Here is a 26,756-nt window from a genome sequence, read left to right as displayed (position 1 = left end):
TCTCCGTGCTTCGCTGAGATTCCCGTGCCTCGTGTCGGCCATCCACATGGGATTCCGCGGAGATCGCTGTCATCCACAGGGCCGCCACGAGGCGTTCCGACTGTGCCGAGCAGACGCGAGGCTCGTGTACATGAACGAAGTCGAGCTCGCCGCGAGGGAACGGGGAGGATTCGTCCTGCGGTCGGACCTTCTCGCGTTGGGGTGGAGCGACCAGAGCATCGCGGCGCACGTGATGGCAGGCCTGCTGACACGGATCCGTGTCGGGACCTACGCGCTGCCGCAAGTCCTCGCGTCCCTCGACGGGGAGCAGCGCCACCTGCTCCTCGCTCGCAGCGTGCTGGCGAAGTTCGCGCCGGGAAGCATGGCGTTGTCGCACCACAGTGCGGCGATCGCGCACGGGCTTGCCACCTGGGCGGTCGACCTGCGAGTCGTCCATGTGATGAGGCTCGATCCCGGGTCGGCACGGTCGGAGTCGGGGGTGCACCACCATCGCAGGCTCGATGGCGTCGAGGTCGTCGAGACTCCCTCCGGGCTTCCGGCGGTGCGAGCCGACCACGCTGCGTTCCAGGTGGCGTGCGGTCAGGACGTCCGGCGCGCGCTCGTCGTCTTGGACTCGGCGCTGCACCTGGGCCTGGCCGACCGCGCAGCGCTCCAGGAGGCTGCCGGACGCTTCCGGGGATGGCACGGGTCTCGGATGGCGCGACTCGTCGTGCGTCGGGCGGACCCCGGAGCACACACGGCGGCCGAGTCGCTGCTCCGGCAGGCGTGCTTCGAGGCCGGACTACCGATCCCGGTCACGCAGTTCCCTGTCGCCGACGATCGCGGAGAGGTCTTCGCCTGGACCGATGTGGGATGGCCGGAGCAGCGTCACGTCGGCGAGGTCGACGGTCGGCGCAAGTACTGGCGCGACCTTCGGCCGGGCGAGGACGCGAGCGACGTCGTCGTGCGCGAGAAGCACCGCGAAGACCGGATACGACGCCGTGACTTCGGCGTCTCTCGTGCCACCTTCGCGGAAGTGACGCCGAGGCGGGCAGGGGCGACGGGTCGACGCATCGCCCACGAGCTCGAGCAGTCCGACCGCATCTATCGCCGCGGTCGGCGCCACATCGCGTGACCGAGGCACGGAGATCTCAGCGGCGCACGGAAAGCTCTCCGTGCGCCGCTGAGTTTCCCGTGCTCGGCGGAGATTCCCAGGTCGACCTGGGAATCTCCGATCCGGTCAGGTGAGGAGGGGGGCGAGGAAGCGGCCGGTGTGGGAGGCCTCGACGGTCGCGACGTGCTCGGGGGTGCCCTCGGCGAGGAGGGTGCCGCCGCCGGACCCGCCCTCGGGGCCCATGTCGATGAGCCAGTCGGCGGTCTTGATGACGTCGAGGTTGTGCTCGATGACGACGACCGAGTTGCCGGAGTCGACGAGGCGGCCCAGGACGAGCAGCAGCTTGCGGATGTCCTCGAAGTGCAGGCCGGTGGTGGGCTCGTCGAGCACGTACAGGGTCCGACCGGTCGAGCGCTTCTGCAGCTCCGAGGCGAGCTTCACGCGCTGCGCCTCGCCGCCGGAGAGCGTCGGGGCGCTCTGGCCGAGGCGGACGTAGCCGAGCCCGACGTCGACCAGCGTGCGCAGGTGACGAGCGATCGCGGGGATGGCCTCGAAGAACTCGACGGCCTCCTCGATCGGCATGTCGAGCACCTCGGCGATGGTGCGACCCTTGTAACGCACCTCGAGCGTCTCGCGGTTGTAGCGGGCACCGTGGCAGACCTCGCACGGCACGTACACGTCGGGCAGGAAGTTCATCTCGATCTTGATGGTCCCGTCGCCGGAGCACGCCTCGCAGCGACCGCCCTTGACGTTGAACGAGAAGCGACCCTGCTGGTAGCCGCGCATCTTCGCCTCGGGCGTCTGCGCGAACAGCTTGCGGACGTGGTCGAACACGCCCGTGTAGGTGGCCGGGTTCGACCGCGGCGTCCGACCGATCGGCGACTGGTCGACGTGGATGATCTTGTCGACGTTGTCGGCACCGCTGATGGTCCGGTGACGTCCGGGGATGGTGCGCGCGCCGTAGATCTGCCGTGCGAGCGACGTGTAGAGGATGTCGTTGACGAGCGTCGACTTGCCCGACCCCGACACGCCCGTGACCGCCACGAGCTGGCCGAGCGGGAACGTGACGTCGATGTCGCGCAGGTTGTTCTCGCGCGCACCGTGGATCGTGATCTCACGACCCTTCTCGCGCGGACGCCGTACCTCGGGCACGGGGATCGACTGCCGTCCGGAGAGGTACTGGCCGGTGACGGAGTCCTTGCTCCTGAGCAGCTGCTTGACCGGCCCGGACACGATCACCTGTCCGCCGTGCTCGCCGGCACCGGGACCGATGTCGACGGCCCAGTCGGCTGCCTTGATGGTGTCCTCGTCGTGCTCGACGACGATGAGCGTGTTGCCCATGTCGCGCAGCCGGACGAGGGTCTCGATGAGCCGGTGGTTGTCGCGCTGGTGCAGCCCGATCGACGGCTCGTCGAGGACGTACAGGACGCCGACGAGACCGGCCCCGATCTGGGTGGCGAGTCGGATGCGCTGCGCCTCGCCGCCGGACAACGACCCCGCCGCTCGGTCGAGGCTGAGGTAGTCGAGGCCGACGTCGAGCAGGAACCGCAGCCGCTCGTGGATCTCCTTGAGCACGCGCTCGCCGATCTGGCGCTCGCGGTCGGTCATCTCGAGGCCCTTGAGGTACTCGGCCGCCTCGGCGATGGAGAGGTTGCTGACCTCGGCGATGTTCTTGGGGCCGAGCTCGGGGTGGTTGATGAGGACGGCGCGGATGACGGGCTTGAGCCGGCTGCCGCCGCACTCGCCGCACGGCACCTCGCGCATGAAGCCCTCGAGCCGCTCGCGGTTGGTCTCGGACTCCGTCTCGGCGTAGCGACGCTCGATGAACGCGATCGCACCCTCGAACGCCGTGTAGTACGACCGCTGCCGGCCGTAGCGGTTCTTGTAGGTGACGTGCACCTTGTCGGGGTGGCCGTGCATGAGCACGTCCTGAGCCTTCTTCGGCAGCTTCCCGTAGGGGGTGTCGGTGGAGAAGCCCATCTCCTCGGCGAGCGCCTGCGTGATCCGCAGGAAGTACTCCGAGACCTGGTTGTAGCTCCACGGCGCGATGGCCCCGTCGCTGATCGACTTCGTCGGGTCGGGCACGACGAGCTCGGGGTCGACCTCCATGCGGGTGCCGAGGCCGTGGCACTCCGGGCAGGCGCCGAAGGGGGCGTTGAACGAGAACGACCGGGGCTCCAGCTCGTCGACGGCCAGCGGGTGGTCGTTCGGGCAGGCCAGCTTCTCGGAGAAGCGGCGCACGCGGTTCGGGTCGTCGTCGTCGAGGTCGACGAAGTCGGCGAGCACGAGCCCGTCGGCGATGCCGAGCGCCGTCTCGACGGACTCGGTGAGCCGCTGCTGCATGGACTCCTTGACCTGGAGCCGGTCGACGACGACGTCGATGGTGTGCTTCTTCTGCTTGGCGAGCTTCGGCGGCTCGTCGGCGAGGTTGTGGACCTGGCCGTCGACGATCGTGCGGCTGAAGCCCTGCTGCTGGAGCTGCTTGAACAGCTCGAGGTACTCGCCCTTGCGGCCGCGGATGACGGGCGCGAGCACCTGGAACCGGGCACCCTCGGGCATGGCGAGGATGCGGTCGACGATCTGCTGGGGCGTCTGGCGCGAGATCGGCTCGCCGCACTCGGGGCAGTGGGCCCGACCGGCGCGCGCGAACAGCAGACGCAGGTAGTCGTAGACCTCGGTGATCGTGCCGACCGTGGAGCGCGGGTTGCGCGACGTGGACTTCTGGTCGATGGAGACCGCTGGCGAGAGACCCTCGATGAAGTCGACGTCGGGCTTGTCCATCTGCCCGAGGAACTGGCGGGCGTACGCGGAGAGCGACTCGACGTAGCGACGCTGTCCTTCGGCGAAGATCGTGTCGAAGGCGAGCGACGACTTGCCGGAGCCGGACAGGCCGGTGAAGACGATGAGGGCGTCGCGCGGGAGGTCGAGGGAGACGTCCTTGAGGTTGTGCTCACGGGCGCCGCGCACGACGATGCGGTCCGACGTCACGAGCGTCCCTCCAGGGCTACGAAGACAGGAGTATGCATACGTGCTCGACCCTAGTCGCGACCGCCGACAGAAACACGTCGGGCGACGGTGACCTCACCCACGGGCCCGACGCGCCGATCGAGCGAGCCCGGCTCAGGGAGCGGTGCTCATCTGGCCCGCGGAGCCGAGGATGCCGAGCACCACCAGCACCAGGAGCACGATGCCGCTGACGAACAGCACCCCACCCCGCTGCCCTCCGGACTCGCGCTTGCGCCGCTGGCCGACGACGATCATCACGATCGGCACGGCCAGGAAGATGACGAAACCGATCAGTCGTCCTGCGAGCTCTGCACCGTTCATCGTCCGCTCCCCTGCTCACCGACCGGGCCGCTCCCGTCCGCCTAGGATCAGCATCATGACGTACACGGGTGAGGTCGAGGTCGGCGGTCCCGCCGACGTGCAGTCCGCGGGCGACCTGCGGATCACGAAGCTGGCGGTCGGCGAGATGAGCAACAACGCGTACCTTTTGCGCTGCGAGCTCACGGGCGAGCAGGTGCTCGTCGACGCCGCGGCCGAGCCCGACCGGCTCCTCGAGCTCGTCGGCGACGCCGGCCTGGCGCGGATCGTCACCACGCACCGCCACCACGACCACTGGGGCGCCCTCGCCGCGGTCAAGGACGCCACCGGCGCCGAGACGGTCGCCGGCGAACGCGACGCGGAGGGCATCGACGTCGCGTCGGACCGCACCGTCGCGACCGGCGCACGCGTGCGGGTCGGCTCGTGCGAGCTCGAGGTCATCGAGGTCGTCGGCCACACGCCGGGCTCGATCGTGCTCGCCTACGACGACCCCGACGGCGTGGTCCACCTGTTCGTCGGCGACGACCTCTTCCCCGGCGGCGTCGGCAAGACCTGGACGCCCGAGGACTTCACCGCCCTGATCGGCGAGGTCGAGACGAAGCTGTTCGACCGCTTCCCCGACGACACGCACGTCTACCCCGGCCACGGCAGCGACACGACGCTCGGCGCGGAGCGCCCCCACCTGCCGGAGTGGCGCGAGCGCGGCTGGTGAACGGCCGCGCTCGCGGCAGCCGCTGACCTGCGGAACCGCGCGACCCTGCCTACGCTGCGAGCGTGAGATCGTTCGCCGTCGCAGCCGCCGTCCTGGCACTGACGGCCGGCTGCACCGGCGGCGGGGGCGACGACGGGACCGCGCAGCGCGCGTTCGACCAGACGTGCGGCCTGGTGCGCTCGGGCGTGGCCGCGTTCAACGAGAACGACTTCCCCGAGACCATCAAGCGGTTCCAGGCCGCGCTCGACCCTGCGCGACGCCTCGCCGACGCGACCGACGACCCGCGGGCCGACGAGCTTCTCGAGGCCGTCGAGTACTACGCGGCACTGCCCGCCGACCAGTACCGCCGGGCGTTCGAGTCGTCCCCGGACTTCAAGCGGCACCAGGCCACGACCCTCGGGCAGTGCGGCGACGCGCAGCCCGAGGACTCCCCCGACCAGGAGTCGCAGACCTGACCGGGCTGGTCAGAAGGTGACGGGCAGCTCGTCGACGCCGTAGACGAACGACAGCTGACGGAACGACAGCTCCGACTCCGGCACCGCGAGTGCGAGGTCGGGGAAGCGACGCAGCAGCCGCGGGAACACCGTGCGCAGCTCCATCCGGGCGAGCTCGGCGCCGATGCAGCGGTGGATGCCGTGGCCGAACGCGAGGTGCCCGCTGCGCGGCACCCGGAAGGGGTCGAAGTCCTCGGGCTTCTCCCCTGCAGCCGCCCCGTCGCGATTGGCGCCGCTCAGCGACGCGAGCAGCACGTCGCCCTTGCGGATGCGCTGGCCGAACAGCGTCATGTCCTCCTTGGCGAAGCGCGGGAACGCCACCTGCACGACGGAGAGGTAGCGCAGCAGCTCCTCGACGACGAGGTCGACGTCCTGCGACGTGCCGTTGCGCACGAGGTTGGCGTGCTTCTCCTCGCGCATGAGGACGATCGTGCCGAGCGCGATCATGCCGGCGGTGGTCTCGAAGCCGCCCGTGAACACGCCGTCGGCGAGCCCGGCGAGGTCGACGTCGCTGATGGCGTCGCCCTCGGCGCGGATGATCTGCCCGATCAGGCCCGGCCCCGGGTCGCGACGCTGTCGCGCGACGGCGTCGAAGAGGAACTCGCGCTGGGCCGACACCGCACCGAACGCGGCCGCCGCCCCGTTCGTCGCGTCGAACCGCGCACTGCCGAGGGCGGCGAACGCCTCGCGGTCGTCGTAGTCGAGGCCGAGCAGCTCGCAGATCGTCTGGAACGGCACCGGGAACGCGAGGTGCTTGGCCAGGTCGGTGGGCGAGCCCGACGCCTCGAACGCGTCGAGGGCGTCGTCGACGATCCGCTCGACGGCCGGGCCGAGCCGCGCGAGCCGCCGCATCGTGAACTCGGGCGTGACGATCTTGCGCAGCCGCGTGTGCAGCGGAGGGTCGGTGAACCCGAGCCCGCCGATGTCGTCGGACGTGGCCGGACCGTCACCGTGGAAGAGGTGGCGGATGTCGTTGGAGTAGCTGTCGCGGTCGGTCAGGACGGTGCGGGTCTCGTCGTACCCGGACACCAGGTAGGCGTTGAACGAGAACGGCAGCGAGAGCTTGTGCAGACGCTCCTGGCCGCGGATCTCGGCCAGCCGCGGCACCGGGTCGGTGCCGTGTCTCTGCAGCGGCACCTTCGTGGCCTCGGGGATGAAGGAGATGCGCGAGAGGTCGATCCCCTTGCGTCGTACCCGACGCATGACGAGCGAACCGGCCCAGGACGTCAGCCGTCCGCGTACGTCGATCACGTAACGAAGGTACTACTGGTGTTGCATCTGACAGGCAGGCGGAGCAAGGTGTCACCCAAACTCTGCGCCGGGGCGGACGCCCCGGTGCGTCGACGAGCGAGGGAGACGCATGACCACCGAGACCGCAGGAGTCCAGGGGCCGACGGAGCTCCGGAGGGTCATGGGGCCGAAGCTCCTCCTCCTGTTCATCGTCGGTGACATCCTCGGTGCCGGCATCTACGCGGTGACGGGACAGATGGCGGGCAAGGTCGGCGGACTGGTCTGGCTGCCGTTCCTCCTGGCGTTCGTCGTGGCCTCGATGACGGCGCTGTCGTACCTCGAGCTCGTCACCAAGTACCCGCAGGCGGCCGGTGCGGCGCTGTACGCGCACAAGGCCTTCGGCATCCACTTCGTCACGTTCCTCATCGCCTTCGCGGTGGTGTGCTCCGGCATCACGAGCGCGTCGACGTCGGCCAAGACCCTCGCCGACAACTTCACCGGTGGCCTCGACGTCAACGGCTGGACCGACGGCCCGGCCAGCAGCGGGACGATCGTCGCCATCGCGATGGCCTTCATGATCCTGCTGGCGATCATCAACCTGCGCGGTGTCGGCGAGAGCGTGAAGTTCAACGTGGTGCTGACCATCGTCGAGCTGGCGGCGCTGTCCATCGTGATCGGCGTCGGCTTCTACGCGATGACGCAGAACGGCGCCGACCTGTCGGAGGTCGTGACCTTCCGCGACTACGAGGACCGCGGCCTGTTCCTGGCTGTCACCGCCGCGACGTCGATCGCCTTCTTCGCGATGGTCGGGTTCGAGGACGCCGTGAACATGGTGGAGGAGGTCAAGGAGCCGAACAAGATCTTCCCGCGGACCATGCTGACCGGCCTCGGCATCGCGGTGCTGCTCTACATGCTGGTGGCCGTCTCCGTCGTCACCGTGCTCACCGCCCCCGAGCTCAAGGACATCTCCGACTCCGAGGGCCGAGCGCTGCTGGAGGTCGTCTCGAAGGGCGCCCCGGACTTCCCGATCGACCGCGTCTTCCCCTTCCTCGCGGTCTTCGCCGTGGCCAACACCGCGTTGATCAACATGCTGATGGCGAGCCGTCTGCTGTACGGGATGGCGAAGCAGGGCGTGCTCCCCCGTCAGCTCGGAGCGGTGCTGCCCGGACGCCGCACTCCGTGGGTGGCCGTCGCGTTCAGCACGCTGCTCGCGCTCGGCCTGATCTTCTACGTCACGCGCGACGCCGAGAGCAACGTGGTGGCCAACCTGTCGAACGTCACCGCGTTCCTGCTGCTGTGCGTCTTCGCCGTCGTGAATGTCGCGTGCCTGATCCTGCGCCGCAACCCGGGCGACGCGAAGCCGAACCACTTCGTGTCCCCGGGCGTCCTGCCTGCGGTCGCGGCCGTGCTGTGCGTGTTCCTCGCCGGTCCCTGGGTCGAGCGGGACGGTCAGGTGTACGTCATCGCGGGTGTGCTCATGCTGATCGGCGTCGTGCTCTGGGCCATCACCTACGCGATCAACCTGATCACCGGCAGCGCGGACAGCGAGTTCGAGGACGTCGAGAAGCTCGGTGACTGACTCCCCGCACTCGGTCGTCGTGGCCGGCTGGCTCCGGGTGGAGCCCGCCCGCCGCGACGCCTACGTGGCCGCGTGCCGTCCCGTCGTCGAGCTGGCACGCGGCACCGACGGCTGTCTCGCCTTCGCCCTGACGGCCGACAGCGTCGACCCCGGCCTCGTCGTAGTGCACGAGCACTGGCGCGACGAGGTCGCGCTGCTCGCCTTCCGTGCCCTGCCGGACGACGAGGCGGCCGAGCTTCCCGACGTGCTGGACGCCGACGTCCGCCGCTACCACGTGCAGGAGGAGGGCCCGGCCTGAGCCGCACCCTCCTCCTCGACGCGCGCGGGACGCGCCCCGCGGGACCGCTACTCCTTGGGCGCGCCGTGGTCGTCGTCGACCTTCTCGGGGTGCCTGCGGGAGTACCAGAGGCTCACGACGGTCGTCGTGCCGAGGATGACGACGATGGCGCCGAGGCTGGCGAGCGTCGGGATCTCGGGGACCTTCACGTGCTCGCCGCCGTTGATGAACGGCAGCTCGTTCTCGTGCAGCGCGTGGAGCAGGAGCTTGACGCCGATGAACGCGAGCAGCACCGCGAGACCCTGCGACAGGAAGACCAGGCGCTTGAGCAGGTCGCCGAGCAGGAAGTAGAGCTGACGCAGACCCATGAGTGCGAACACGTTGGCCGTGAAGACCAGGTACGGCTCCTTGGTGAGGCCGTAGATCGCCGGGATCGAGTCGAGCGCGAACAGCAGGTCGGTGGTGCCCAGCGCGATGATGACGAGCGCCATCGGGGTCAGCGCGCGGCGACCGTTCTCCTTCACGACGAGCTTGAGGCCGTCCCACTGCTCGGTGAGGTTGAAGCGACGCCGGGCGAACCGGACGACCGCGTTCTCGCCGTCGTCGTCGTGGTCGGTGTCGCGGATCAGGTTGATCGCCGTGTAGATGAGGAAGGCGCCGAACAGGTAGAAGATCCACGAGAAGTTGTTGATCGCCACGGCACCGACGGCGATGAAGATCCCGCGGAACACCAGCGCGATGATGATGCCGACCAGCAGGGCCTCCTGCTGGTACTTCCGCGGCACCTTGAAGCTCGCCATGATGATGATGAAGATGAACAGGTTGTCGATCGACAGGCTGTACTCCGTCAGCCACCCGGCGAAGAACTCCACGCCGTACTGCGAGCCGTGGTAGCTGAAGGTCCAGATGCCGAAGGCCACCGCCAGCCCGACGTAGATGGCGAGGTAGGTGGCGCACTCCTTCATCGACGGCTCGTGCGGCTTGCGCGCCACGACGAACACGTCGAACAGGATGATGGCGATGGTCACCCCGACGGTGATGGACCACTCCAGGGTCGAGACGTTCACTCAGGTTCCTCCGGTCGACAGACGTGTACCGGAGGTCTCTTCCGCCCGCGGACCGCGGGCCCGCAGCACCGGAGGGTCAGGCGGACCCCCGTGATGACGACGCTGCAGCGAAGGAATACTCCCCTCCGCCGAACATTGTTGCAGCCGGCACCGGCCTGGCGCACGGCGCGGGGGTCGGCCGGGGCCGAGGTCGCGCGCGCTCAGGCCCGACGGTCGAGCTCGGCCGCCACCCGCGCCCGGAAGGCGTCGGCGTCGAGCGTGCTCCCCGGGTCCCACTTGCCCGCGAGGCTCGTCTCGGAGTGGTAGCGCACGTGGTCCGCGCCGTTGCCCAGCCGCGCGACGATGGCCGCAGCGGCCACGACGGACGCGTCGAGCTGCGCCGTGGTCGGCTGCTGGGAGAACGGCTGCTGGGGTGCGTAGTCGATCTCGATGCCGACATAGGAGACGTTGCCGTCGCCGCCCTCCACCGGGCCGCTCGGTCGCGCCTCGCCGGCGTGGTTGGCGCGTCCGGCGGAGATCACGTGGCAGGTGCCGTCGCGGGCGACGAGCACGTGGCACAGCGGACCCCGCAGCCCCGGGCGACCGTCGCGCACCGTGGCCAGCGCCGGCTGCGGATCTGCGCCCGTGGCGCGGAAGGCCGTGTGGTGCATCAGCACGCCCACCGGGTCGAACGCCCACGGGCGGCCCCGCTCGAGCCACCCCTCGTCGCCCTGCACGCGCAGCCCCGCGCTGCGCAGCTCGTCGGCCAACCAGGTCAGCTGCACCCGCCGACGCCCCGGGATCGGCAGGTCCCGGACGTAGGGCATCCGGTCGAGCAGGGCAAGACCGCCGACCGCGAACGTCGTGGCCACGGCCCCGCCGAGCAGCATCCGACGACCCACGGTCGCCGACGACGACGTCGGGCGAGTGGTCGGCTCCTCGTCGATCCGTGTCATGGGCCTGCTCTCGGTCCTGGTCCCTGGCGGGACGCCTCGGGACGACGCTACGGGGCCCGACCCAGCTCCGCCGACGACGTCGCCGATCGCACTACCGTCGGCGACGCCCGCTCTACCGCGTCTCGACGTCGAGCGTGAAGGTGAGCGAGCGCGCCTGCAGCCAGCGGTGCCAGTCCGGGTGCGCGAAGGCGTCGGGCGGGGCGGTCTGCGGCTCGATGCAGACCGCGTGGTCGGGCTCGCTGTAGACCACCCACCAGGGTGCGTCGCTGGACAGCCGCAGCGTGAGCGCGTCGCCCCAGCGCACGACCGGGTCGCGAGCGAGCCGGAAGCAGTCGTCCCACGGACCCTCGCGGGGTGCGACGAGGCGACCGGTGGGCAGAGCACCGTCACGCTCGACCATCTCGAGCGGCGCGACGTCGACGTCGGCGCTCGTCCCGTCGGAGAGCGTGCGCCGGAACCACGGGTGCAGGCCGAGCGAGGCGCCCGGACCGGCGCCGTCCCAGCTGAGCGTGCAGACGAGCTGACGCGGCGTCAGCGCGTAGCGCAGCGTGGCACGACCGCGGACCGGCCACGGGTCGCCCAGCTCGACGGAGAAGGCCGCACCGTCGTCGGTCGCGTCGTCCTGCTGCCACACGGCGTCGAGACCGAGCCCGTGCAACGCGTTGCCGTCGCCGTCGAGCGGTAGGGCGTGACGCTGCCCGGCGTGCTCGACGGTGCCGCCGCCGATCCGCCCCGCCCAGGGGACCATCGGGTAGCAGCCCCGCGAGATCGACGTCGGTACGCCGGGGACCTCCTGCGTCGAGAGCAGCTCCTCCCCCGCGACGGTGAAGGACACCAGCCGGGCCCCGTGAGCCGGGTCGACCTCGATCGCGAGGTCGCCCGCAGCGGCACGGACGCTCACGCGTGCGCCTCGAGCATGCCGCGCAGCTCCTTCTTCAGCTCGCCGATCTCGTCGCGCAACCGCGCCGCGACCTCGAACTGCAGGTCGGCGGCAGCCGTGTGCATCTGCTCGCTCAGCTGCTCGATGAGCGCGGCGAGGTCGGCCGAGGGCAGGTCGGCGAGGTCGGCCGTGTGCTGGCCGAGCGGCACCGGCGCACCGCGACGCTTGTGGTCACCGGTGGCGGCGAGCAGCTTGGTCGTGTCGGCGTCCTCGCGAGCGAGCAGGTCGGTGATGTCGCCGATCTTCTTGCGCAGCGGCTGCGGGTCGATGCCGCGCTCGGTGTTGTAGGCCACCTGACGCTCGCGCCGCCGGTTCGTCTCGTCGATGGCCAGCGCCATCGAGTCCGTGATCCGGTCGGCGTACATGATCACCTGGCCCGACACGTTGCGGGCGGCGCGACCGATCGTCTGGATGAGCGAGCGTCCGGAGCGCAGGAAGCCCTCCTTGTCGGCGTCGAGGATCGCCACCAGGCTCACCTCGGGCAGGTCGAGGCCCTCGCGCAGCAGGTTGATGCCGACGAGCACGTCGTACTCGCCCATGCGCAGCTCGCGCAGCAGCTCGACGCGACGCAGCGTGTCGACCTCGCTGTGCAGGTAGCGCGTGCGGATGCCGGCCTCGAGCAGGTAGTCGGTGAGGTCCTCGGACATCTTCTTGGTGAGGGTCGTGACGAGCACGCGCTCGTTCTTCTCGACCCGGTCGCGGATCTGCGCCACGAGGTCGTCGATCTGGCCCCGCGTCGGCTTGACCAGCACCTCGGGGTCGACCAGGCCGGTGGGCCGGATGATCTGCTCGACCACCTCGCCACCGGTCTTCTCCATCTCGTAGTTGCCCGGCGTGGCCGAGAGGTAGACGGTCTGGCCGATGCGCTCGAGGAACTCGCTCCACGTGAGCGGACGGTTGTCCATGGCGCTGGGCAGCCGGAAGCCGTGCTCGACGAGCGTGCGCTTGCGCGACATGTCGCCCTCGTACATGGCACCGATCTGCGGCACCGTCACGTGCGACTCGTCGAGGACGAGCACGAAGTCCTCCGGGAAGTAGTCGAGCAGGCAGTTGGGCGCCGAGCCCGGCGCACGACCGTCCATGTGACGCGAGTAGTTCTCGATGCCGGAGCACGTGCCGACCTGCTGCATCATCTCGATGTCGTAGGTGGTGCGCATGCGCAGCCGCTGCGCCTCGAGCAGGCTGCCCTGCGCCTCGAGCTCGGCCAGCCGGTCCTTGAGCTCGATCTCGATGCTCTCGATCGCCCGGGTCATGATGTCGGGCCCGACGGCGTAGTGGGTCGCCGCGCCGACCGCGAGCTCGGTGTCCTCGCTGATCACCTCGCCGGTGAGCGGGTGCAGCGTCATGAGCCGCTCGATCTCGTCGCCGAAGAACTCGATGCGGACGGCCATCTCCTGGTAGACGGGGAAGATCTCGAGCGTGTCGCCCTTCACCCGGAAGGTGCCGCGGGTCGGCGCGACGTCGTTGCGGACGTACTGGGCCTGCACGAGCGTGCGCAGCAGCTCCTCGCGCGGCTTCTCGTCGCCGACCTTGAAGCGGATCATCCGCTCCATGTACTCCTGCGCCGAGCCGAGGCCGTAGATGCACGAGACGGTCGCGACGACGATCACGTCGCGTCGGGTGAGCAGCGACCACGTGGCGCTGTGGCGCAGCCGCTCGACCTCCTCGTTGATCGAGGAGTCCTTCTCGATGTAGGTGTCGCTCTGCGGGACGTACGCCTCGGGCTGGTAGTAGTCGTAGTAGGACACGAAGTACTCGACGGCGTTGTTCGGGAGCAGCTCGCGCAGCTCGTTCGCGAACTGGGCGGCCAGCGTCTTGTTCGGCAGCATCACCAGCATGGGTCGCTGGAGCCGCTCGGCGAGCCAGGCCGTGGTGGCGGTCTTGCCCGTGCCGGTCGCACCCATGAGCACGACGTCCTGCTCGCCGCCCTCGATCCGCTCCTGCAGCGCCTGGATGGCGGCGGGCTGGTCGCCCGCGGGCTGGTACTCGGAGACGACGGTGAAGGGGGCGACCTGGCGGCGCAGCTCGGACAAGGGCCTCATGTGCTCCACCGTACGACCCGCCACCGACAGTGGCGCGCTCGACGAGGTCCGGCCGGACGACCCGCCACGACGCCCCGGGAGTGACGTGCCGCGCGTCGTCGAGCCTAGGATGGATCCATGTCTGTATCGGAGCCGGAGGCCGACTCGCCAGCACCACCCGCGGTGCGTCCGCGGACGGCCGAGCGGCGAGCCGAGCGCTCGCGCGAGATCGTCGCCGCCACCCGCGCCCTGTTCGACGAGCGGGGCGTGCGCGAGGCGCAGATCGAGGACATCGCACGGGCCGTCGGCATCAACCGGGCCATCATCTACCGGCACTTCTCCAGCAAGGAGGAGCTGTTCGCCGTGACGCTGCTCGGCTACCTGACCGAGCTCGACGCCGCCCTCGCCCCCGGTGACGACCCCGACCTCGGCGCGGCCGAGCGGCTCGAGCTGCTCGTGCGGGCGTTCTTCGGCTACGGCCTCGAGCACCCGGCCTTCGTGGACTGTGCGCAGACGCTGCTGCGGCGCCGCGGCACCGAGCTCATGGAGGAGGTCAGCGAGGACGTCATGATCCGTCTCGGCACGGGCATGAGCGCCTGCCTCGGCCACGTCGTCGGCGTGCTGGAGGACGGCACGCGGACGGGCGACTTCGCCGTGGCCGACCCGCACCTGCTCGCCAACGTGCTCTACACGCAGGGCCTCGGCGCGCTGAACCTCGCCCACCTGCAGCTGTCGGTGCGCCGGCACATCTCGGGCCTGCCCGTCGTGGACCCGGTCGGCACCGACGACCTGCTGGCCCACCTGCTGCGCGGCGCGCTGGCCATGGCACGCGGCGCCTGAGCCCCACCCCCGGCACGCGAAGGACCCCCACGGCACCGCCGCGGGGGTCCTTCGCTCGTGCGGGTCGTCGGCGTCGGGTCGCCGAGGGTCAGGCGCCCTCGAGGATCGCGACGACGCCCTGGCCGCCGGCGGCGCAGATCGAGATGAGGCCGCGGCTGCCCGCGCCCTTCTCGTGGAGCAGCTTCGCGAGGTTGGCCACGATGCGGGCTCCGGTGGCGGCGAACGGGTGGGCCGCGGCGAGCGAGGAGCCCTTGACGTTGAGCTTGCTGCGGTCGATCGAGCCCAGCGGCACGTCGAGGCCGAGCTTCTGCTGGCAGAAGTCGGCGTCCTCCCACGCGGCCAGCGTCGACAGCACCTGGCCGGCGAACGCCTCGTGGATCTCGTAGTAGTCGAAGTCCTGCAGCGTCAGGCCGTTGCGGGCGAGCATGCGCGGGACGGCGTAGGCCGGGGCCATGAGCAGGCCCTCGGCGCCGCTGACGTAGTCGACGGCGGCGGTCTCGTAGTCGACGAAGTAGGCGCGCTTGGTCCAGCCGCGACGCTCCGCCTCCTCCTCCGAGGCGAGCAGCGCCACCGAGGCGCCGTCGGACAGCGGGGTGGAGTTGCCGGCCGTCATGGTCGCCTCGTCGCCGAGCTGCTTGCCGAAGACCGGCCGCAGCTTCGCCAGCTTCTCGACCGTGGAGTCGGGACGCAGGTGGTTGTCCTTCGTGACGCCGTGGAACGGGGTGACGAGGTCGTCCTGCCAGCCCTCGTCCCAGGACTTCGCGAGGTTCTGGTGCGACAGCGCGGCAAGCTCGTCCTGCGCCTCCCGCGTGATGCCCCAGGCGTGGGTGGTGCGGGCCTGGTGGTCACCCATCGACAGGCCCGTGCGCGGCTCGGCGTTGCGCGGCTGGTCGGGTGCGAGGTAGGCCGGGCGCACCTTGGCGAGGGCGGCGAGCCGGCCCTTGGTGTCCTTGGCGTTGTTGGCCTCGATGAGGATCTTGCGGAGCTTGTCGCCGATGGCCAGCGGGGCGTCCGACGTGGTGTCGGTGCCGCCGGCGATGCCGGACTCGATCTTGCCGAGCTGGATCTTGGCCGCGACCTGGAAGGCGGCCTGCAGACCCGTGCCACAGGCCTGCTGGATGTCCTCGGCGGGCGTCTCGGGCGACAGCGCGGAGCCGAGCACGACCTCGCGGGCGAGGTTGAAGTCGCGGCTGTGCTTGAGGACGGCACCGGCGACGAACTCGCCGACGCGCTCGCCCTCGAGGCCGTAGCGGGCGACGAGGCCGTCGAGCGCAGCGGTGAGCATCTCCTGGTTGGAGACGTTCTGGTAGACGGTGTTGGACCGGGCGAACGGGATCCGGTTGCCGCCGACGACGACGACCTTGCGGATGCTCTGGCCGGACGAGGCCTCGGCCTTCGCGGCCGAGGCCTTCTTGGCCGGGGCCTTCTTCGCGGCCGTCTTCTTCGCGGGGGTGTTCTCCGCCATGGCGCGGTGCTCCTTGCGCTTCGGGGTGGACGGGGTGGTCGGGTGGTGCCGAGCCACCGGGGTGGGTGCGACGATGGTGCCACGCGACGCGGTCCTCGGTCGCCTGCACGCCCGTGTGCGCCTCGCCACCCTCGGTGGACGTTGGTGTCACTCCAAGTTACAGTTTGCCTGCGAATCCAGATACCAATGGTATGCGAGAGATAGGACACACCCGGCGATGAGCGATCGTTACCAGGACCTGGCCCACAACCCGATCGGCAAGTTCCTCGTCAAGAACCTCGGACTGCCCAACCCTCCGTACCTGGAGCGCTACGAGGGCGGCCCGCTCGTCCAGGGCTCCGTGCTGACGGGCAGCGCCACGCAGGGCGACGTCGCGAAGGCCGTCACGGCCGCGCTGAAGGCGCTCAAGGTCGAGGCGACCGGCGTGCCCGCCCAGGGCAAGCGCTACAAGGGCCTCGTCTTCGACGCGACCGGCATCGCGGACGCGGCCGGCCTCGTCGCGCTCCAGGAGTTCTTCACGCCCGTGCTGCGCCAGCTCCAGGGCAGCGGCCGCGTCGTCGTGGTCGGGACCGTCCCCGAGCAGGCCGGCAGCGAGGGCGCCCGCGTCGCGCAGCGCGCCCTCGAGGGCTTCACCCGCTCGCTGGCCAAGGAGGTCGGCGGCGGCAGCACGGCGAACCTCGTCTACCTCGCCCCCGGCGCCGAGACGTCGCTCGCGTCGACCCTCGGCTTCTTCCTCTCCCCCAAGTCGGCCTACGTCTCCGGCCAGGTCGTGCGGATCGGCACGACGGGCATCACGTCGGTCACGGACCCGGTCGACCTCGAGAAGCCGCTGGCCGGCAAGGTCGCCCTCGTCACCGGCGCGTCGCGCGGTCTCGGCGAGGCCGACATGCGCACCCTCGCCCGTGACGGCGCCACCGTCATCGGCCTCGACGTCCCGCCCCTGGAGGCGGACCTCAAGGCCCTCGCCGACGAGCTCGGCGGCGGCTACATCGTCGGCGACATCACCGCCGAGGACGCCCCCGCCACGATCGCGGCGTACGTCAAGGAGAACTACGGCTCCGTCGACGTGGTCGTGCACAACGCCGGCATCACGCGCGACAAGCGCCTGCGCAACATGAAGCCCGAGAACTGGCAGCTCGTGGTCGACATCTCCGTCGGCGCCCCGCAGCGGATCACCGACGAGCTGCTCGCCCAGGGCCTCATCAACGAAGGCGGCACGGTCATCGGCATCGCGTCCATCGCCGGCATCGCGGGCAACAACGGCCAGACCAACTACGCCTCCGCGAAGGCCGGGGTCATCGGCTGGATCCAGGCGCTCGCCGAGCGCGTGGCCGGCGACGGCATCACGGCCAACGTCGTGGCCCCCGGCTTCATGGAGACCGAGATGGTCAAGACCATCCCGCTCGGCATCCGCGAGGCCGGCCGCCGCATGAACTCGATGTCGCAGGGCGGCCAGCCCGTCGACGTCGCCGAGGCCATCGCCTGGTTCGCCAACCCCGGCTCCGGCGCGGTGAGCGGCAACGTGCTCGGCGTCAACGGCCAGATGCTGCTGGGGGCGTCGTGACCACCAGGCAGTTCGAGGCGGCGCCGGCCACGCTGCCGCTCATGCTCAAGGCGGCCCTGCCGGCCCTCCCGGTCGTCGGCTCGCTGCCCGGCGTCAAGCACGCCTCCGGCACCGTGCCCGACCTGGTGCTCGAGCGGCACGGCGTCCGCACGGACCCGGCGCACCTGGAGCGCTACCTGGAGGTCTGCGCGTTCCCGCGCGCCGAGCACCTGCCGGTCACGTACCCGCACATGGCCGCCTTCGGGCTGCACATGGCGCTCATGACCGACACCTCGTTCCCGTTCGCGCCCATGGGTCTGGTGCACCTGCGCAACCGCATCACCCAGCACCGCCCGATCGGCCTCGACGAGGCGTTCGACGTGTCGGTGCACGCCGCCGACCTGCGACCGCACCCGAAGGGTCGTCTCGTCGACGTGCTCACCACCGTCATGGTCGGCGAGGAGGTCGTCTGGGACGAGACCATGACGCTGTTCTCGCGGGGGCGCGGCGGTGACGCCGAGACGTCGACCCCGGTCCTGGACGGCGTGGAGGCGCCGCGCGGCGTCGTGCACTGGCGGCTCGCGGGCAACTTGGGACGTCGCTACGGCGCGGTCTCGGGCGACCGCAACCCCATCCACCTCTACCCCGTCACCGCGAAGGCGTTCGGCTTCCCGACCAACATCGCGCACGGGATGTGGACGAAGGCGCGCAGCCTGGCGGCGCTGCAGAACCGGCTGCCCGACGCGTTCACGGTCGACGTCGAGTTCAAGAAGCCGGTCCTGCTGCCGACGACCGTGGTCTTCGGCTCGGAGTCCTCCGACGACGGCATCGTGTTCGGGGTCCGCGCGCAGAAGAAGGACGTGACCCACCTGGTGGGTCGGGTCAGCCACTGACGCCGTCACGGGCGTGACGTGATGCAGGTCTCGTCGTTGGTCCTCCCGGACCACCAGGAGGACCGATGACGAACCTGCTCACCCGCACCCTCGTGCTCGCCGTGTCCGCGGCAGCGGCCTGCGCCGCGCTGACGGCCCCGGCCGGCGCGGCGACGGTGGCTCCGCCGGCCTCGGCCACGACCGCCGCGGCCGCGCCGACGTCGGCCTGGAAGCCGCGGCCCGAGCAGTACCCCGCCACCACCACCCAGCAGGACCTCGCGATCCGCACGTCCGACGGGACGGTGCTGCGCGGCAACCTGATGCGGCCCGTCGACGCCGCCGGACGGACGGTGACCCGCCGCCTGCCGGTCGTCGTCACCATCACGGCCTACAACAAGAACGTCCAGTCCCAGGCCGGCGGCGTGCTCGGGACCGACCCGAGCTACCTGGTCAAGCGCGGCTACCTGCACCTCACGGTCGACGCCCGCGGCACCGGCAGCTCCGACGGCACCTGGTGCGCGTTCTGCTCGCGCGAGGACCGCGACTTCGGCGAGGTCATGACCTGGGCCGCCGAGCAGCCGTGGAGCGACGGACGCACGGCCATGAACGGTCCCTCCTACATGGGCATCGCCCAGCTCTTCGCCGCGGCGGACCGGCCGAAGGGCCTGCGAGCCATCTTCCCCCAGGTGCCCGGTGCCGACGTCTACCGCGACGTGGTGGCCTCCGGCGGTGCACTCGACGTCGGGTTCATCCCGCTCTGGCTCGGCCTCGTGAGCGGCACGTCGATCATCCCGCCGGCCCTCACCGCGACGGACCCCGGCACGGGCCTGGGCACCCTCGTGACCCACCTGCTCGGCAACGGGCTGTTCAGCAGCCAGCTCCTGCTGTCCGCCTTCACCGGTGGCGAGCCCGCCTACGACGGCGCCTTCTACACGCAGCGCTCGCCCCTGCAGGTCGCGTCGCGGATCACCGTGCCCACGTTCTTCATCGCCGGCCAGTACGACCTCTTCCAGCGCGGCACACCGCTCCTCTACGAGAACCTGCAGCGTCGTGGCGTCCCGACCCGCATGATCGTCGGCCCCTGGGACCACCTGCAGGGATCGTCGGGCGCCGAGGTCGGCGACGCCGGGTACGGCAGCATCGAGCAGCTGCAGCTGCGCTGGTTCGACCACTACGTCAAGGGCCTCCCCAACCAGCGGCTCGACGAGATCGCCGGTCTCAGCAGCTACGAGCAGGGCAGCGGCCGCTGGGTGCGCGGGACGTCGTGGATGCCGTCCAGCCTCACCCCGCGCACGTTCCGGCTCAGCGGCACGGCCACGACGGCCGGCACGCCGGGTGGCCTCACCGCCGGGACGCCGCGCAGCGGCAGCACGACCGTGCCGGCCGTCCCCGTGCAGGGTCTCTGCACGCGCTCGGCCAACCAGTGGACCGCGGGCATCCTGCGCCAGGCGCTGCCGGACCTGCCGTGCTTCACGAACAACTCCTTCAACGACAGCCTCGGCCCCGTGTTCGAGACCGCCCCGCTGAAGGCCGACGTCGTCGTGCAGGGACCGCTCAACGCGCGCCTCTACACGTCGTCCCCCGCCGGCGACGGCATGCTCTCGGTCACCGTCTCCGACGTGGCGCCCGACGGCACGGTCTCCCGGCTCACCGGCGGCTGGCAGGTGCTCTCGCACCGCGCGCTCGACCGCTCACGATCGCGCTACGTCGACGGCACCCTGGTGCAGCCGTACCACCCGTTCACGCGCGCGGCCCAGGCTCCGCTCGCCCCCGGCCAGGTCGCGCCGATCGACGTCGAGGTCTTCCCCACCCGCGCGCGCATCCCCCAGGGACACCGGCTGCGCGTCTCGGTGCAGGGCTTCGACGCGCCGCACCTGCTGCCGACCCTCGGCTCGCTCCTGCCGTCGCTCGTGCCGATGACGGTGCTCACCGGTCCGCAGCACCCGTCGTCGCTGTCCTTCGGGACGCCGTGACGGGTGGGCCGTCGGGCCAGGGCGATCGAGGGCAGGGCGATCGGGGCAGGCCGGTCGGGTGCAGCGAGGTCAGTCGCGGGGCGTGACCCGTCGGATCAGCCCCTCCTGCGCGACGGTCGCGACGAGCGTGCCGTCCTCGGCGAACACCCGGGCCGTGCTCAGCCCGCGCGCACCCGACGCCGACGGCGACGTCTGGTCGTACAGCAGCCACTCGTCGGCGCTGATCGGGCGGTGGAACCAGATCGTGTGGTCCAGCGACGCAGGCTGCACCCGCGGTGAGCTGATCAGCTCGCCGTGCGGCAGCAGCGCGACGCCCAGCAGGCTGAAGTCGCTGATGTAGACGAACGCCGCCGTGTGGATGATCCGCGACGCCGGCAGCGTGCCGTCGGCCCGGAACCAGAGCCGCTGCACCGCCGGCACCGTCGCCCGCGTCGGGTCGTCGGCCGGGCGGTTGTCACCGATGTAGCGCAGGTCGAACGACGACCACTCACGCTTCCACGACTCCACCTCCTGCGGCCGGACCTGGCGGATCACGTCGAGCAGCGGTACCGACTCCTGCGGCGACGGCACCTGCGGCATGACGTCCTGGTGGTCGAACCCCTCCTCCGTGCGCTGGAACGACGCGGTCATGTAGAAGATGTTCTCGCCGTGCTGGCGCGCCGCGATCCGCCGCGTCGTGAACGATCCGCCGTCGCGCACGTTCTCCACGTCGTACACGATCGGGATCGACGGGTCGCCGCCGAGCAGGAAGTAGGCGTGCAGCGAGTGGATGTGCCGGTCCTCCGGCACCGTCAGCTGAGCGGCCGTCACCGCCTGGGCCGCCACCTGGCCACCGAAGACCCGCTTCAGGCTGGACCCCTCCGGCTGGCCGCCACGGAACAGGCCCACCTCGAGAGGTTCGAGGTCCAGCAGGGTCACGAGCTCGTCGAGGGATGCAGGCACGCGCAGATCCTACCGATCCGCACGGCCGCCCCGCGCCGGCGTGCGGAGGTGGAGAGCGGGCTCACACCGGGTTGGCGAGCTCGTTGCCGCGCTGCCTGCTCGGGTCTCGTCGTGCTGCTGCGCTGCCTGCAAGGGGTTTCGTCGTGCTGCTGCGCTGCCTCGGCTGGCACTGTGTCTGGTCTTCGAAAGCGCCTCGACCGGGCGGCTGGCGATGGCGCTGGGCTGGGGTCTCGGGCTGCGGGTTCGGCACGGGGTGGACGCACGATGCTGCGTTCGGGCGCTGCTGGTCCCACACGTCTGCGTTGGCTACGGGATCCCGTCGTGAACGCAGGATTCTTGCGCCGCGCTGCCCGCCATCGGTGGGTCATGAACCGCAGGAACGCTCCTGAGGGTGCAGATCCACCGATGGTGGGCGAGACCGCGTCAGTCCTGGTCGTCCTTGCGCTGGCGGGCGAGGAACTGCTCGAACTGGTCGGCCAGCTCGTCGCCGCTCGGCAGGTCGCCGTCCTCGGCGAGGAGCGACTCGGCGGCGCCGCGGGTGAACGCGTCGTACTGCTGCTCGAGGCCCGCGAGGACCTCGGCACCGCCCTGGTCCTCGATCTGACGCTCGATGTCGGCCACCGTGGCGCCCTGCACGGCGCGCAGCGGGTCGAGGTCGAGGTCGAGGCCCGTGCGGTCGAGCACCGCCTCGAGCAGCGCGAGCGCCGCCGGCGGGTAGTCGACCTGGGTCAGGTAGTGCGGCACGTGCGCGACGTAGCCGGCGCTGTCGAGGCCGCGCTGGGTCAGCCGGTACTCCAGCAGCGACTGCGCCGACGACGGCACCCGCACCTCGGCCTGCCACAGGTTCGTCCGGTCGACGAGCTCCGGGCGCGAGCCGTGCGCCGTGATCATCGTGGGCCGGGTGTGCGGGACGCCCATCGGCACCGCGCCGAGGCCGAGCGTCAGGCTCACGTCGAGGTCCTCCACGACCTCCTGCACGCCGTCGACGAACGACTCCCACCGGAAGTCCGGCTCCGGACCGGTCAGCACCAGGTACGGGGTGCCCGACCGGTCGTGCTCGCGGACGACGTCGAGCCGCGGCTCGTCGTAGTCGACGTAGTGGTCCTGGCGGAACGTGATGAACGGACGCCGCGCGCGGTAGTCGTACAGCTCGTCGACGTCGAAGCTGCGCAGCACCTCACCGCGTCCGGAGAGCAGGTGCTGTGCCGCGATCCGCGGCGCCCCGCCCGCGGTCAGGAACCCGTCGAGGGCATGGATCAGGACCGGGCCGTCGCCGGAGGGCGTCGGGTCGGTCGCGTCGTCTCGGTCACGTCGTGAGGGCCACTTCATCGTCAAGCCCTCAGAGGTCCGCGTTGTTCCCGGTCAGCCGCAGCCAGGCGGCGTGCGTGTCGGCGGCCACGGCGTCGGGTGTCAGCCCGAGGCGCTCCAGGATGACCGGACGCTTCGCGTGGTCGAGGAACTCCTGCGCCACGCCGTGCACGCGCACCGGCACCTCGCTCTCGACGTCGCGCAGCGCCTGCGTGAACGCTGCCCCGACACCACCGGTCCGACCGTTGTCCTCGACGGTCACGACCAGGCGGTGCTCGGCGGCGAGCTGGACGACGGCGGGGTCGAAGGGCTTGACCCAGCGCGGGTCGACGACCGTGACCCCCAGTCCCTCGGCCGACAGCTGCTCCGCCGCGGCGAGGCAGGTGGGCACCATCGAGCCGACCGCCAGCACGAGCACGTCCTGCTGGTCGCCGCGGGCCAGCACGTCGCACGTGCCGACCGTGTCGATCGCCTCGACGTCGGCGGGCACGGCGCCCTTCGCGAAGCGCACGACGGTGGGCGCGTCGTCGACGTCGACGGCCTCGCGCAGCAGCTCGCGCAGACGCGCTCCGTCGCGGGGCGCTGCCAGACGCAACCCCGGCACGAGCTGCAGCATCGACATGTCCCACATGCCGTTGTGGCTGGCGCCGTCGTCGCCCGTGACGCCGGCGCGGTCGAGCACGAAGGTGACGCCGCACCGGTGGAGGGCGACGTCGAGCAGCACCTGGTCGAACGCGCGGTTGAGGAACGTGGCGTAGACCGCGACCACGGGGTGGAGACCGGCCATCGCCATGCCGGCGGCGCTCGTCGCGGCGTGCTGCTCCGCGATGCCGACGTCGAAGACGCGGTCGGGGAACTTGTCGGCGAACGCGTCGAGACCGACCGGGTAGAGCATCGCCGCGGTGATGCCGACGACGTCGGGGCGCTCGTCGGCGATCCGGACGACCTCGTCGCGGAACACCGACGTCCACCCGGCCGGCGCGACCGACACGGCGTCACCCGTCGTGCGGTCGAACTGCGGCGCCTGGTGCATCTGGTCGTTCTCGTTCGCGACGGCGATGTCGTAGCCCTGGCCCTTGGTGGTCAGGACGTGCACGAGCACGGGACCGCCGAAACGCTTGGCGTGCGCGAGGGCGGACTCGACGGCCTTGCGGTCGTGCCCGTCGACCGGGCCGACGTACTTCAGGCCGAGGTCCTCGAACATGCCCTGCGGCGCGAGGACGTCCTTGAGGCCCTTCTTGATCGCGTGCAGGGCGTCGTAGGCGGCCGGGCCGACCGAGCCGCCACGGTTCAGACGCTCGCGGATCGCGCCGAGCGCCGGCTCGTAGCGCGGGTTGGTGCGGATGTCGGTGAGCCGGTTGGCGAGTCCACCGACCGTGGGCTGGTAGGAGCGCCCGTTGTCGTTGACGACGATGACGACGCGCCGGTCCTGCGAGGCGGCGATGTTGTTGATGGCCTCCCAGGCCATGCCGCCGGTCATGGCGCCGTCGCCGATCACCGCGACGACGTGGTCCTCGCGCCCCAGCACCTGGTTGGCCCGCGCCATGCCCTCGGCGTAGGACAGGCTGGTGGAGGCGTGGCTGTTCTCGACCCAGTCGTGCTCGGACTCCGCCCGGCTGGGGTAGCCCGACAGGCCACCCTCCTGGCGCAGGGTGTCGAAGTCACGGGCCCGGCCGGTGACCATCTTGTGCACGTACGCCTGGTGGCCGGTGTCCCACACGATGCGGTCGCGCGGGGAGTCGAAGACCCGGTGCAGCGCGAGCGTCAGCTCGACGACACCGAGGTTCGGGCCCAGGTGCCCGGCGTGCGCGGCGACGGCGTCGATCGTGCGCTCGCGGATCTCGTGGGCGAGGGTCTCGAGATCGGCGTCGGACATCGCCCGCAGGTCCGCGGGGCCGGTGATCTCGTCGAGCAACGCCATTCGGTCAGTCTAGCCAGCGGGCCTCACGCACGCCCGGCACCACCGTCAGGTGCGGTAGCGACCGCGCAGGTGCGTCAGGGCGGGTCCGTCGCGCAGGTCGACGTCGTCGACGGTGCCCCGCAGGAGCAGGCCCCACCCCTCGTGCCCGGGCTCGACGTCGTCGAGGCTGACGCCGACGCACGCGACGGCGTCGTCGAGGCGCGGTCCCCAGGGTCCGTCGCTCCACGACCCGAGCGTGAACGGCCCGCCGGGCGCCGGCGCCGTCCCCGCGAAGGCGTCGGCGAGGTAGGCGTGGTCCGCCCCGAGCACGTTCACGCTCACGCGCTCGGGGCGGGCGTCCCAGAGGTCGGACTCCTCGTCGACCAGCGCCAGCACCCGGGCCGGGTCGCCCGCGGCGAGCAGGAACGAGGAGACGGTCAGCCCGACCCTCCCCCGCCCCTCGCCGGCCGCCCAGACCGTCACGGCCGCCGGCAGACGGCCGCGCAGGCGCCGGAGCACGTCGCGCTCCCCCTCGGGCGGCACGAACGGGTGCTCGTCGTGGATCGTCACGCCGTCAGCCTAGGCAGCACCGGGGCTCGCGGCAGCGCGGCGGTCGTCCACGGGGGCGTCCGGCGGGACCGTCACCGGGGACGCGCGGTCTCGTGCTCGATCGTCGCGCGGGTGTCCTCCTCGGCCGAACGTCCGGCGAACGTCCGCGCCCCGGGGACACCACGGTCCTGCACGAGGTTCAGGGCCGGCACGCGGTCCTCCACGACGAACGTGGCCCGCGTGAACGCCTCCGCGCCCGGGGTCCGCACCTGGGGCAGGCAGCGGAACTCGGCCGTGAGGTCGTCGGGCGTGATGCGGGTGCGCACGTAGCCGCGGAGGTTGTTCTGCAGCCTCAGGTGCGGGTTCCACCGCAGCCACGGGTGCGCGGTCACGGCGCTGTCGGCCCCGTTGCCGCCCGACGTGACCGACGAGCACACGAGCTCGGTGCCGACGCTGCGCGACGTCGGGTCGTCGTAGTCGAGCTTCAGCTCCGAGGCCCAGTGGGCGTGCACGTCGCCCGTGAGCACCACCGGGTTGCGGACCTGCGCGTCGACCCAGCCGCGCGTGATGCGGTCCCGCGACGCCTGGTAGCCGTCCCAGGCGTCCATCGACACCGTCTTCACCGGACCGTCGGTGCTGTCGCGCTGGGCGAAGAACACCTGCTGGCCGATGACGTCCCAGCGGGCCCGCGAGCGACGGAAGCCGTCGAGCAGCCAGCGCTCCTGCGCAGGCCCGACGATGCTGCGGCGCGGGTCGACCGCCGCCGGGCAGTCGGCCCTGTACCCGTCGCCGCAGCCCTGGTCGTCGCGGAACTGGCGCGTGTCGAGCATGTGGAACGACGCGAGCGCACCCCAGTGCAGCCGACGGAACAGCTGCAGGTGGTCCCCCCGCGGGATCGAGGAGCGGCGCAGCGGCATGTTCTCGTAGTAGGCGCGGAACGCTGCCGCCCGGCGCGCGGCGAACCCGGGCTTCTCCTCGATGTTCTCGGGGGTGTCGCCCGCCCAGTTGTTGTCGACCTCGTGGTCGTCCCACACGACGAGCCACGGTGCGGCCGCGTGGGCGACCTGCAGGTCGGCGTCGGCCTTGTACTGCGCGTGCCGCTGGCGGTAGGAGGCGAGGTCGACGGTCTCCGGACCCTCGTGGTCGCGCACGTTCCCGCCGGGCGCCACGTAGTCGTGCGCCGTGTACTCGTAGAGGTAGTCGCCCAGGTGGAGGACGAGGTCGGGCTGGTCGGCCGCGATGTTGCGGTAGGCGCTGAAGTAGCCGTGCTCGAGCTGGGCGCAGGAGGCGAACGCCATCGTCATCGAGGCGGGCAGCGTGCCCGGCGTCGGCGACGTGCTGGTGCGGGCGGCGCGGGAGACGTGGCGCCCGGCCCGGAAGCGGTACCAGTACTCGCGACCGGGTCGCAGTCCGTCGACCTCGACGTGCACGCTGTGGGCGTGCTGCGCGAGCGCGGTCACGCGACCGCTCCGCACGACGCGACGGAAGCGCGGGTCGCTGGCCACCTGCCAGGTGAGCGCGACGGGGCGGTCGGGCATGCCACCCCGGCCGTCGGCGGCGGTCGGGTCGAGGGCGAGCCGGGTCCAGAGCACGACCCCGTCGGGCACGGGGTCGCCCGAGGCGACGCCGAGCGTGAAGGGGTCGTGGGGCAGTGCGTCGGCGTGCCGGCGTCGGTCCGCGGCGGCCCCCGAG

At 71.2% G+C, this 26,756-nt stretch carries 22 protein-coding genes; 9 read left to right on the top strand and 13 right to left on the bottom strand.

The window, feature by feature from the left end:
• Window positions 1-130 precede the first annotated feature (130 nt).
• Window positions 131-1,114: a type IV toxin-antitoxin system AbiEi family antitoxin domain-containing protein gene (locus NH339_RS02185; protein ID WP_253022044.1), complete on the top strand. Its 984-nt coding sequence runs from the start codon at window positions 131-133 to the stop codon at window positions 1,112-1,114.
• A gap of 105 nt (window positions 1,115-1,219) precedes the next feature.
• On the opposite strand, the gene uvrA is transcribed toward NH339_RS02185, so the two are convergent.
• On the bottom strand, window positions 1,220-4,081 hold the full coding sequence (uvrA, locus tag NH339_RS02180) for an excinuclease ABC subunit UvrA (RefSeq protein WP_253022042.1): 2,862 nt from the start codon (window positions 4,079-4,081) through the stop codon (window positions 1,220-1,222).
• A gap of 132 nt (window positions 4,082-4,213) precedes the next feature.
• Window positions 4,214-4,420: a hypothetical protein gene (locus NH339_RS02175; RefSeq protein WP_253022039.1), complete on the bottom strand. Its 207-nt coding sequence runs from the start codon at window positions 4,418-4,420 to the stop codon at window positions 4,214-4,216.
• A gap of 55 nt (window positions 4,421-4,475) precedes the next feature.
• On the opposite strand from NH339_RS02175, the gene NH339_RS02170 reads away from it, so the two are divergent.
• Together NH339_RS02170 and NH339_RS02165 are read left to right on the top strand one after the other, a co-directional pair.
• Window positions 4,476-5,129, top strand: coding sequence for an MBL fold metallo-hydrolase (locus NH339_RS02170; RefSeq protein ID WP_253022037.1), 654 nt, complete (start codon window positions 4,476-4,478; stop codon window positions 5,127-5,129).
• A gap of 62 nt (window positions 5,130-5,191) precedes the next feature.
• Complete coding sequence (locus NH339_RS02165; protein WP_253022035.1) at window positions 5,192-5,584, top strand: hypothetical protein; 393 nt, start codon at window positions 5,192-5,194, stop codon at window positions 5,582-5,584.
• Window positions 5,585-5,593: 9 nt separating this feature from the next.
• Here the strand turns inward: NH339_RS02165 and NH339_RS02160 are convergent, their stop codons facing one another.
• Window positions 5,594-6,874 (bottom strand): cytochrome P450, encoded by a 1,281-nt coding sequence (locus NH339_RS02160; RefSeq protein ID WP_253022033.1) that lies wholly within the window; start codon window positions 6,872-6,874, stop codon window positions 5,594-5,596.
• Window positions 6,875-6,983: 109 nt separating this feature from the next.
• Here NH339_RS02160 and NH339_RS02155 point away from each other — a divergent pair, with 109 nt between their 5' ends.
• Both NH339_RS02155 and NH339_RS02150 read left to right on the top strand, forming a co-directional pair.
• Complete coding sequence (locus NH339_RS02155) at window positions 6,984-8,432, top strand: APC family permease (RefSeq protein WP_253022031.1); 1,449 nt, start codon at window positions 6,984-6,986, stop codon at window positions 8,430-8,432.
• Window positions 8,425-8,730 (top strand): putative quinol monooxygenase, encoded by a 306-nt coding sequence (locus tag NH339_RS02150; RefSeq protein ID WP_253022029.1) that lies wholly within the window; start codon window positions 8,425-8,427, stop codon window positions 8,728-8,730. Before NH339_RS02155 ends, NH339_RS02150 begins: the two co-directional genes overlap by 8 nt.
• A 47-nt stretch (window positions 8,731-8,777) precedes the next feature.
• Here the strand turns inward: NH339_RS02150 and NH339_RS02145 are convergent, their stop codons facing one another.
• The 4 genes from NH339_RS02145 to uvrB all read right to left on the bottom strand — a co-directional run bounded on the left by NH339_RS02145 (window position 8,778) and on the right by uvrB (window position 13,693).
• Window positions 8,778-9,776: a TerC family protein gene (locus NH339_RS02145; protein WP_067857741.1), complete on the bottom strand. Its 999-nt coding sequence runs from the start codon at window positions 9,774-9,776 to the stop codon at window positions 8,778-8,780.
• 200 nt (window positions 9,777-9,976) lie between these two features.
• A complete protein-coding gene (locus tag NH339_RS02140; protein ID WP_253022027.1) occupies window positions 9,977-10,711 on the bottom strand; it encodes an N-acetylmuramoyl-L-alanine amidase in 735 nt (244 codons plus the stop codon).
• A gap of 112 nt (window positions 10,712-10,823) precedes the next feature.
• Window positions 10,824-11,612: an aldose 1-epimerase gene (locus NH339_RS02135; RefSeq protein ID WP_253022025.1), complete on the bottom strand. Its 789-nt coding sequence runs from the start codon at window positions 11,610-11,612 to the stop codon at window positions 10,824-10,826.
• Window positions 11,609-13,693 carry an excinuclease ABC subunit UvrB gene (uvrB, locus tag NH339_RS02130; protein WP_067857749.1) on the bottom strand — a complete coding sequence of 695 codons (2,085 nt, stop codon included), beginning with the start codon at window positions 13,691-13,693 and terminating at the stop codon, window positions 11,609-11,611. Before uvrB ends, NH339_RS02135 begins: the two co-directional genes overlap by 4 nt.
• A 117-nt stretch (window positions 13,694-13,810) precedes the next feature.
• Between uvrB and NH339_RS02125 the strand changes: the two genes are divergently transcribed.
• Window positions 13,811-14,512 carry a TetR/AcrR family transcriptional regulator gene (locus NH339_RS02125; protein WP_067857753.1) on the top strand — a complete coding sequence of 234 codons (702 nt, stop codon included), beginning with the start codon at window positions 13,811-13,813 and terminating at the stop codon, window positions 14,510-14,512.
• An 88-nt stretch (window positions 14,513-14,600) separates the two neighbouring features.
• On the opposite strand, the gene NH339_RS02120 is transcribed toward NH339_RS02125, so the two are convergent.
• Complete coding sequence (locus NH339_RS02120; protein WP_253022023.1) at window positions 14,601-15,977, bottom strand: acetyl-CoA C-acetyltransferase; 1,377 nt, start codon at window positions 15,975-15,977, stop codon at window positions 14,601-14,603.
• Between the two features lie 217 nt (window positions 15,978-16,194).
• Here NH339_RS02120 and NH339_RS02115 point away from each other — a divergent pair, with 217 nt between their 5' ends.
• The 3 genes from NH339_RS02115 to NH339_RS02105 all read left to right on the top strand — a co-directional run bounded on the left by NH339_RS02115 (window position 16,195) and on the right by NH339_RS02105 (window position 20,365).
• Complete coding sequence (locus NH339_RS02115; RefSeq protein WP_253022021.1) at window positions 16,195-17,541, top strand: 3-oxoacyl-ACP reductase; 1,347 nt, start codon at window positions 16,195-16,197, stop codon at window positions 17,539-17,541.
• The gene (locus NH339_RS18745) at window positions 17,538-18,413 is read left to right on the top strand and encodes a MaoC/PaaZ C-terminal domain-containing protein (protein ID WP_253022019.1); all 876 of its coding nucleotides are present in this window, start codon (window positions 17,538-17,540) and stop codon (window positions 18,411-18,413) included. Before NH339_RS02115 ends, NH339_RS18745 begins: the two co-directional genes overlap by 4 nt.
• 65 nt (window positions 18,414-18,478) lie before the next feature.
• Entirely contained in the window at window positions 18,479-20,365 is a 1,887-nt protein-coding gene (locus tag NH339_RS02105) for a CocE/NonD family hydrolase (RefSeq protein ID WP_253022017.1), read from the top strand.
• Window positions 20,366-20,434: 69 nt separating this feature from the next.
• On the opposite strand, the gene NH339_RS02100 is transcribed toward NH339_RS02105, so the two are convergent.
• The 5 genes from NH339_RS02100 to NH339_RS02080 all read right to left on the bottom strand — a co-directional run.
• Complete coding sequence (locus NH339_RS02100; RefSeq protein ID WP_253022015.1) at window positions 20,435-21,307, bottom strand: acyl-CoA thioesterase II; 873 nt, start codon at window positions 21,305-21,307, stop codon at window positions 20,435-20,437.
• A gap of 423 nt (window positions 21,308-21,730) precedes the next feature.
• On the bottom strand, window positions 21,731-22,636 hold the full coding sequence (locus tag NH339_RS02095; protein WP_067857765.1) for a PAC2 family protein: 906 nt from the start codon (window positions 22,634-22,636) through the stop codon (window positions 21,731-21,733).
• Window positions 22,637-22,646: 10 nt separating this feature from the next.
• Window positions 22,647-24,536: a 1-deoxy-D-xylulose-5-phosphate synthase gene (gene dxs / locus NH339_RS02090; protein WP_253022013.1), complete on the bottom strand. Its 1,890-nt coding sequence runs from the start codon at window positions 24,534-24,536 to the stop codon at window positions 22,647-22,649.
• Window positions 24,537-24,581: 45 nt separating this feature from the next.
• On the bottom strand, window positions 24,582-25,085 hold the full coding sequence (locus tag NH339_RS02085; protein ID WP_253022011.1) for a flavin reductase family protein: 504 nt from the start codon (window positions 25,083-25,085) through the stop codon (window positions 24,582-24,584).
• Between the two features lie 71 nt (window positions 25,086-25,156).
• The coding region (locus NH339_RS02080; RefSeq protein WP_253022009.1) for an alkaline phosphatase at window positions 25,157-26,756 on the bottom strand (1,600 nt) is incomplete at its 5' end.

This window comes from Aeromicrobium sp. CnD17-E (assembly GCF_024124745.1).
Lineage (GTDB): Bacteria > Actinomycetota > Actinomycetes > Propionibacteriales > Nocardioidaceae > Aeromicrobium.
This window is presented reverse-complemented; position numbering and strand designations above follow the sequence as displayed.

What these genes read in the sequence shown, in the direction of transcription:
- NH339_RS02105 (WP_253022017.1), top strand. Translation starts at nt 18,479, where the DNA reads ATGACGAACCTGCTCACCCGCACCCTCGTGCTCGCCGTGTCCGCGGCA.
- NH339_RS02155 (WP_253022031.1), top strand. Translation starts at nt 6,984, where the DNA reads ATGACCACCGAGACCGCAGGAGTCCAGGGGCCGACGGAGCTCCGGAGG.
- NH339_RS02140 (WP_253022027.1), bottom strand. Translation starts at nt 10,711, where the DNA reads ATGACACGGATCGACGAGGAGCCGACCACTCGCCCGACGTCGTCGTCG.
- dxs (WP_253022013.1), bottom strand. Translation starts at nt 24,536, where the DNA reads ATGGCGTTGCTCGACGAGATCACCGGCCCCGCGGACCTGCGGGCGATG.
- NH339_RS02170 (WP_253022037.1), top strand. Translation starts at nt 4,476, where the DNA reads ATGACGTACACGGGTGAGGTCGAGGTCGGCGGTCCCGCCGACGTGCAG.
- NH339_RS02115 (WP_253022021.1), top strand. Translation starts at nt 16,195, where the DNA reads ATGAGCGATCGTTACCAGGACCTGGCCCACAACCCGATCGGCAAGTTC.
- NH339_RS02185 (WP_253022044.1), top strand. Translation starts at nt 131, where the DNA reads ATGAACGAAGTCGAGCTCGCCGCGAGGGAACGGGGAGGATTCGTCCTG.
- NH339_RS02095 (WP_067857765.1), bottom strand. Translation starts at nt 22,636, where the DNA reads ATGAAGTGGCCCTCACGACGTGACCGAGACGACGCGACCGACCCGACG.
- NH339_RS02175 (WP_253022039.1), bottom strand. Translation starts at nt 4,420, where the DNA reads ATGAACGGTGCAGAGCTCGCAGGACGACTGATCGGTTTCGTCATCTTC.
- NH339_RS02120 (WP_253022023.1), bottom strand. Translation starts at nt 15,977, where the DNA reads ATGGCGGAGAACACCCCCGCGAAGAAGACGGCCGCGAAGAAGGCCCCG.
- NH339_RS02125 (WP_067857753.1), top strand. Translation starts at nt 13,811, where the DNA reads ATGTCTGTATCGGAGCCGGAGGCCGACTCGCCAGCACCACCCGCGGTG.
- uvrB (WP_067857749.1), bottom strand. Translation starts at nt 13,693, where the DNA reads ATGAGGCCCTTGTCCGAGCTGCGCCGCCAGGTCGCCCCCTTCACCGTC.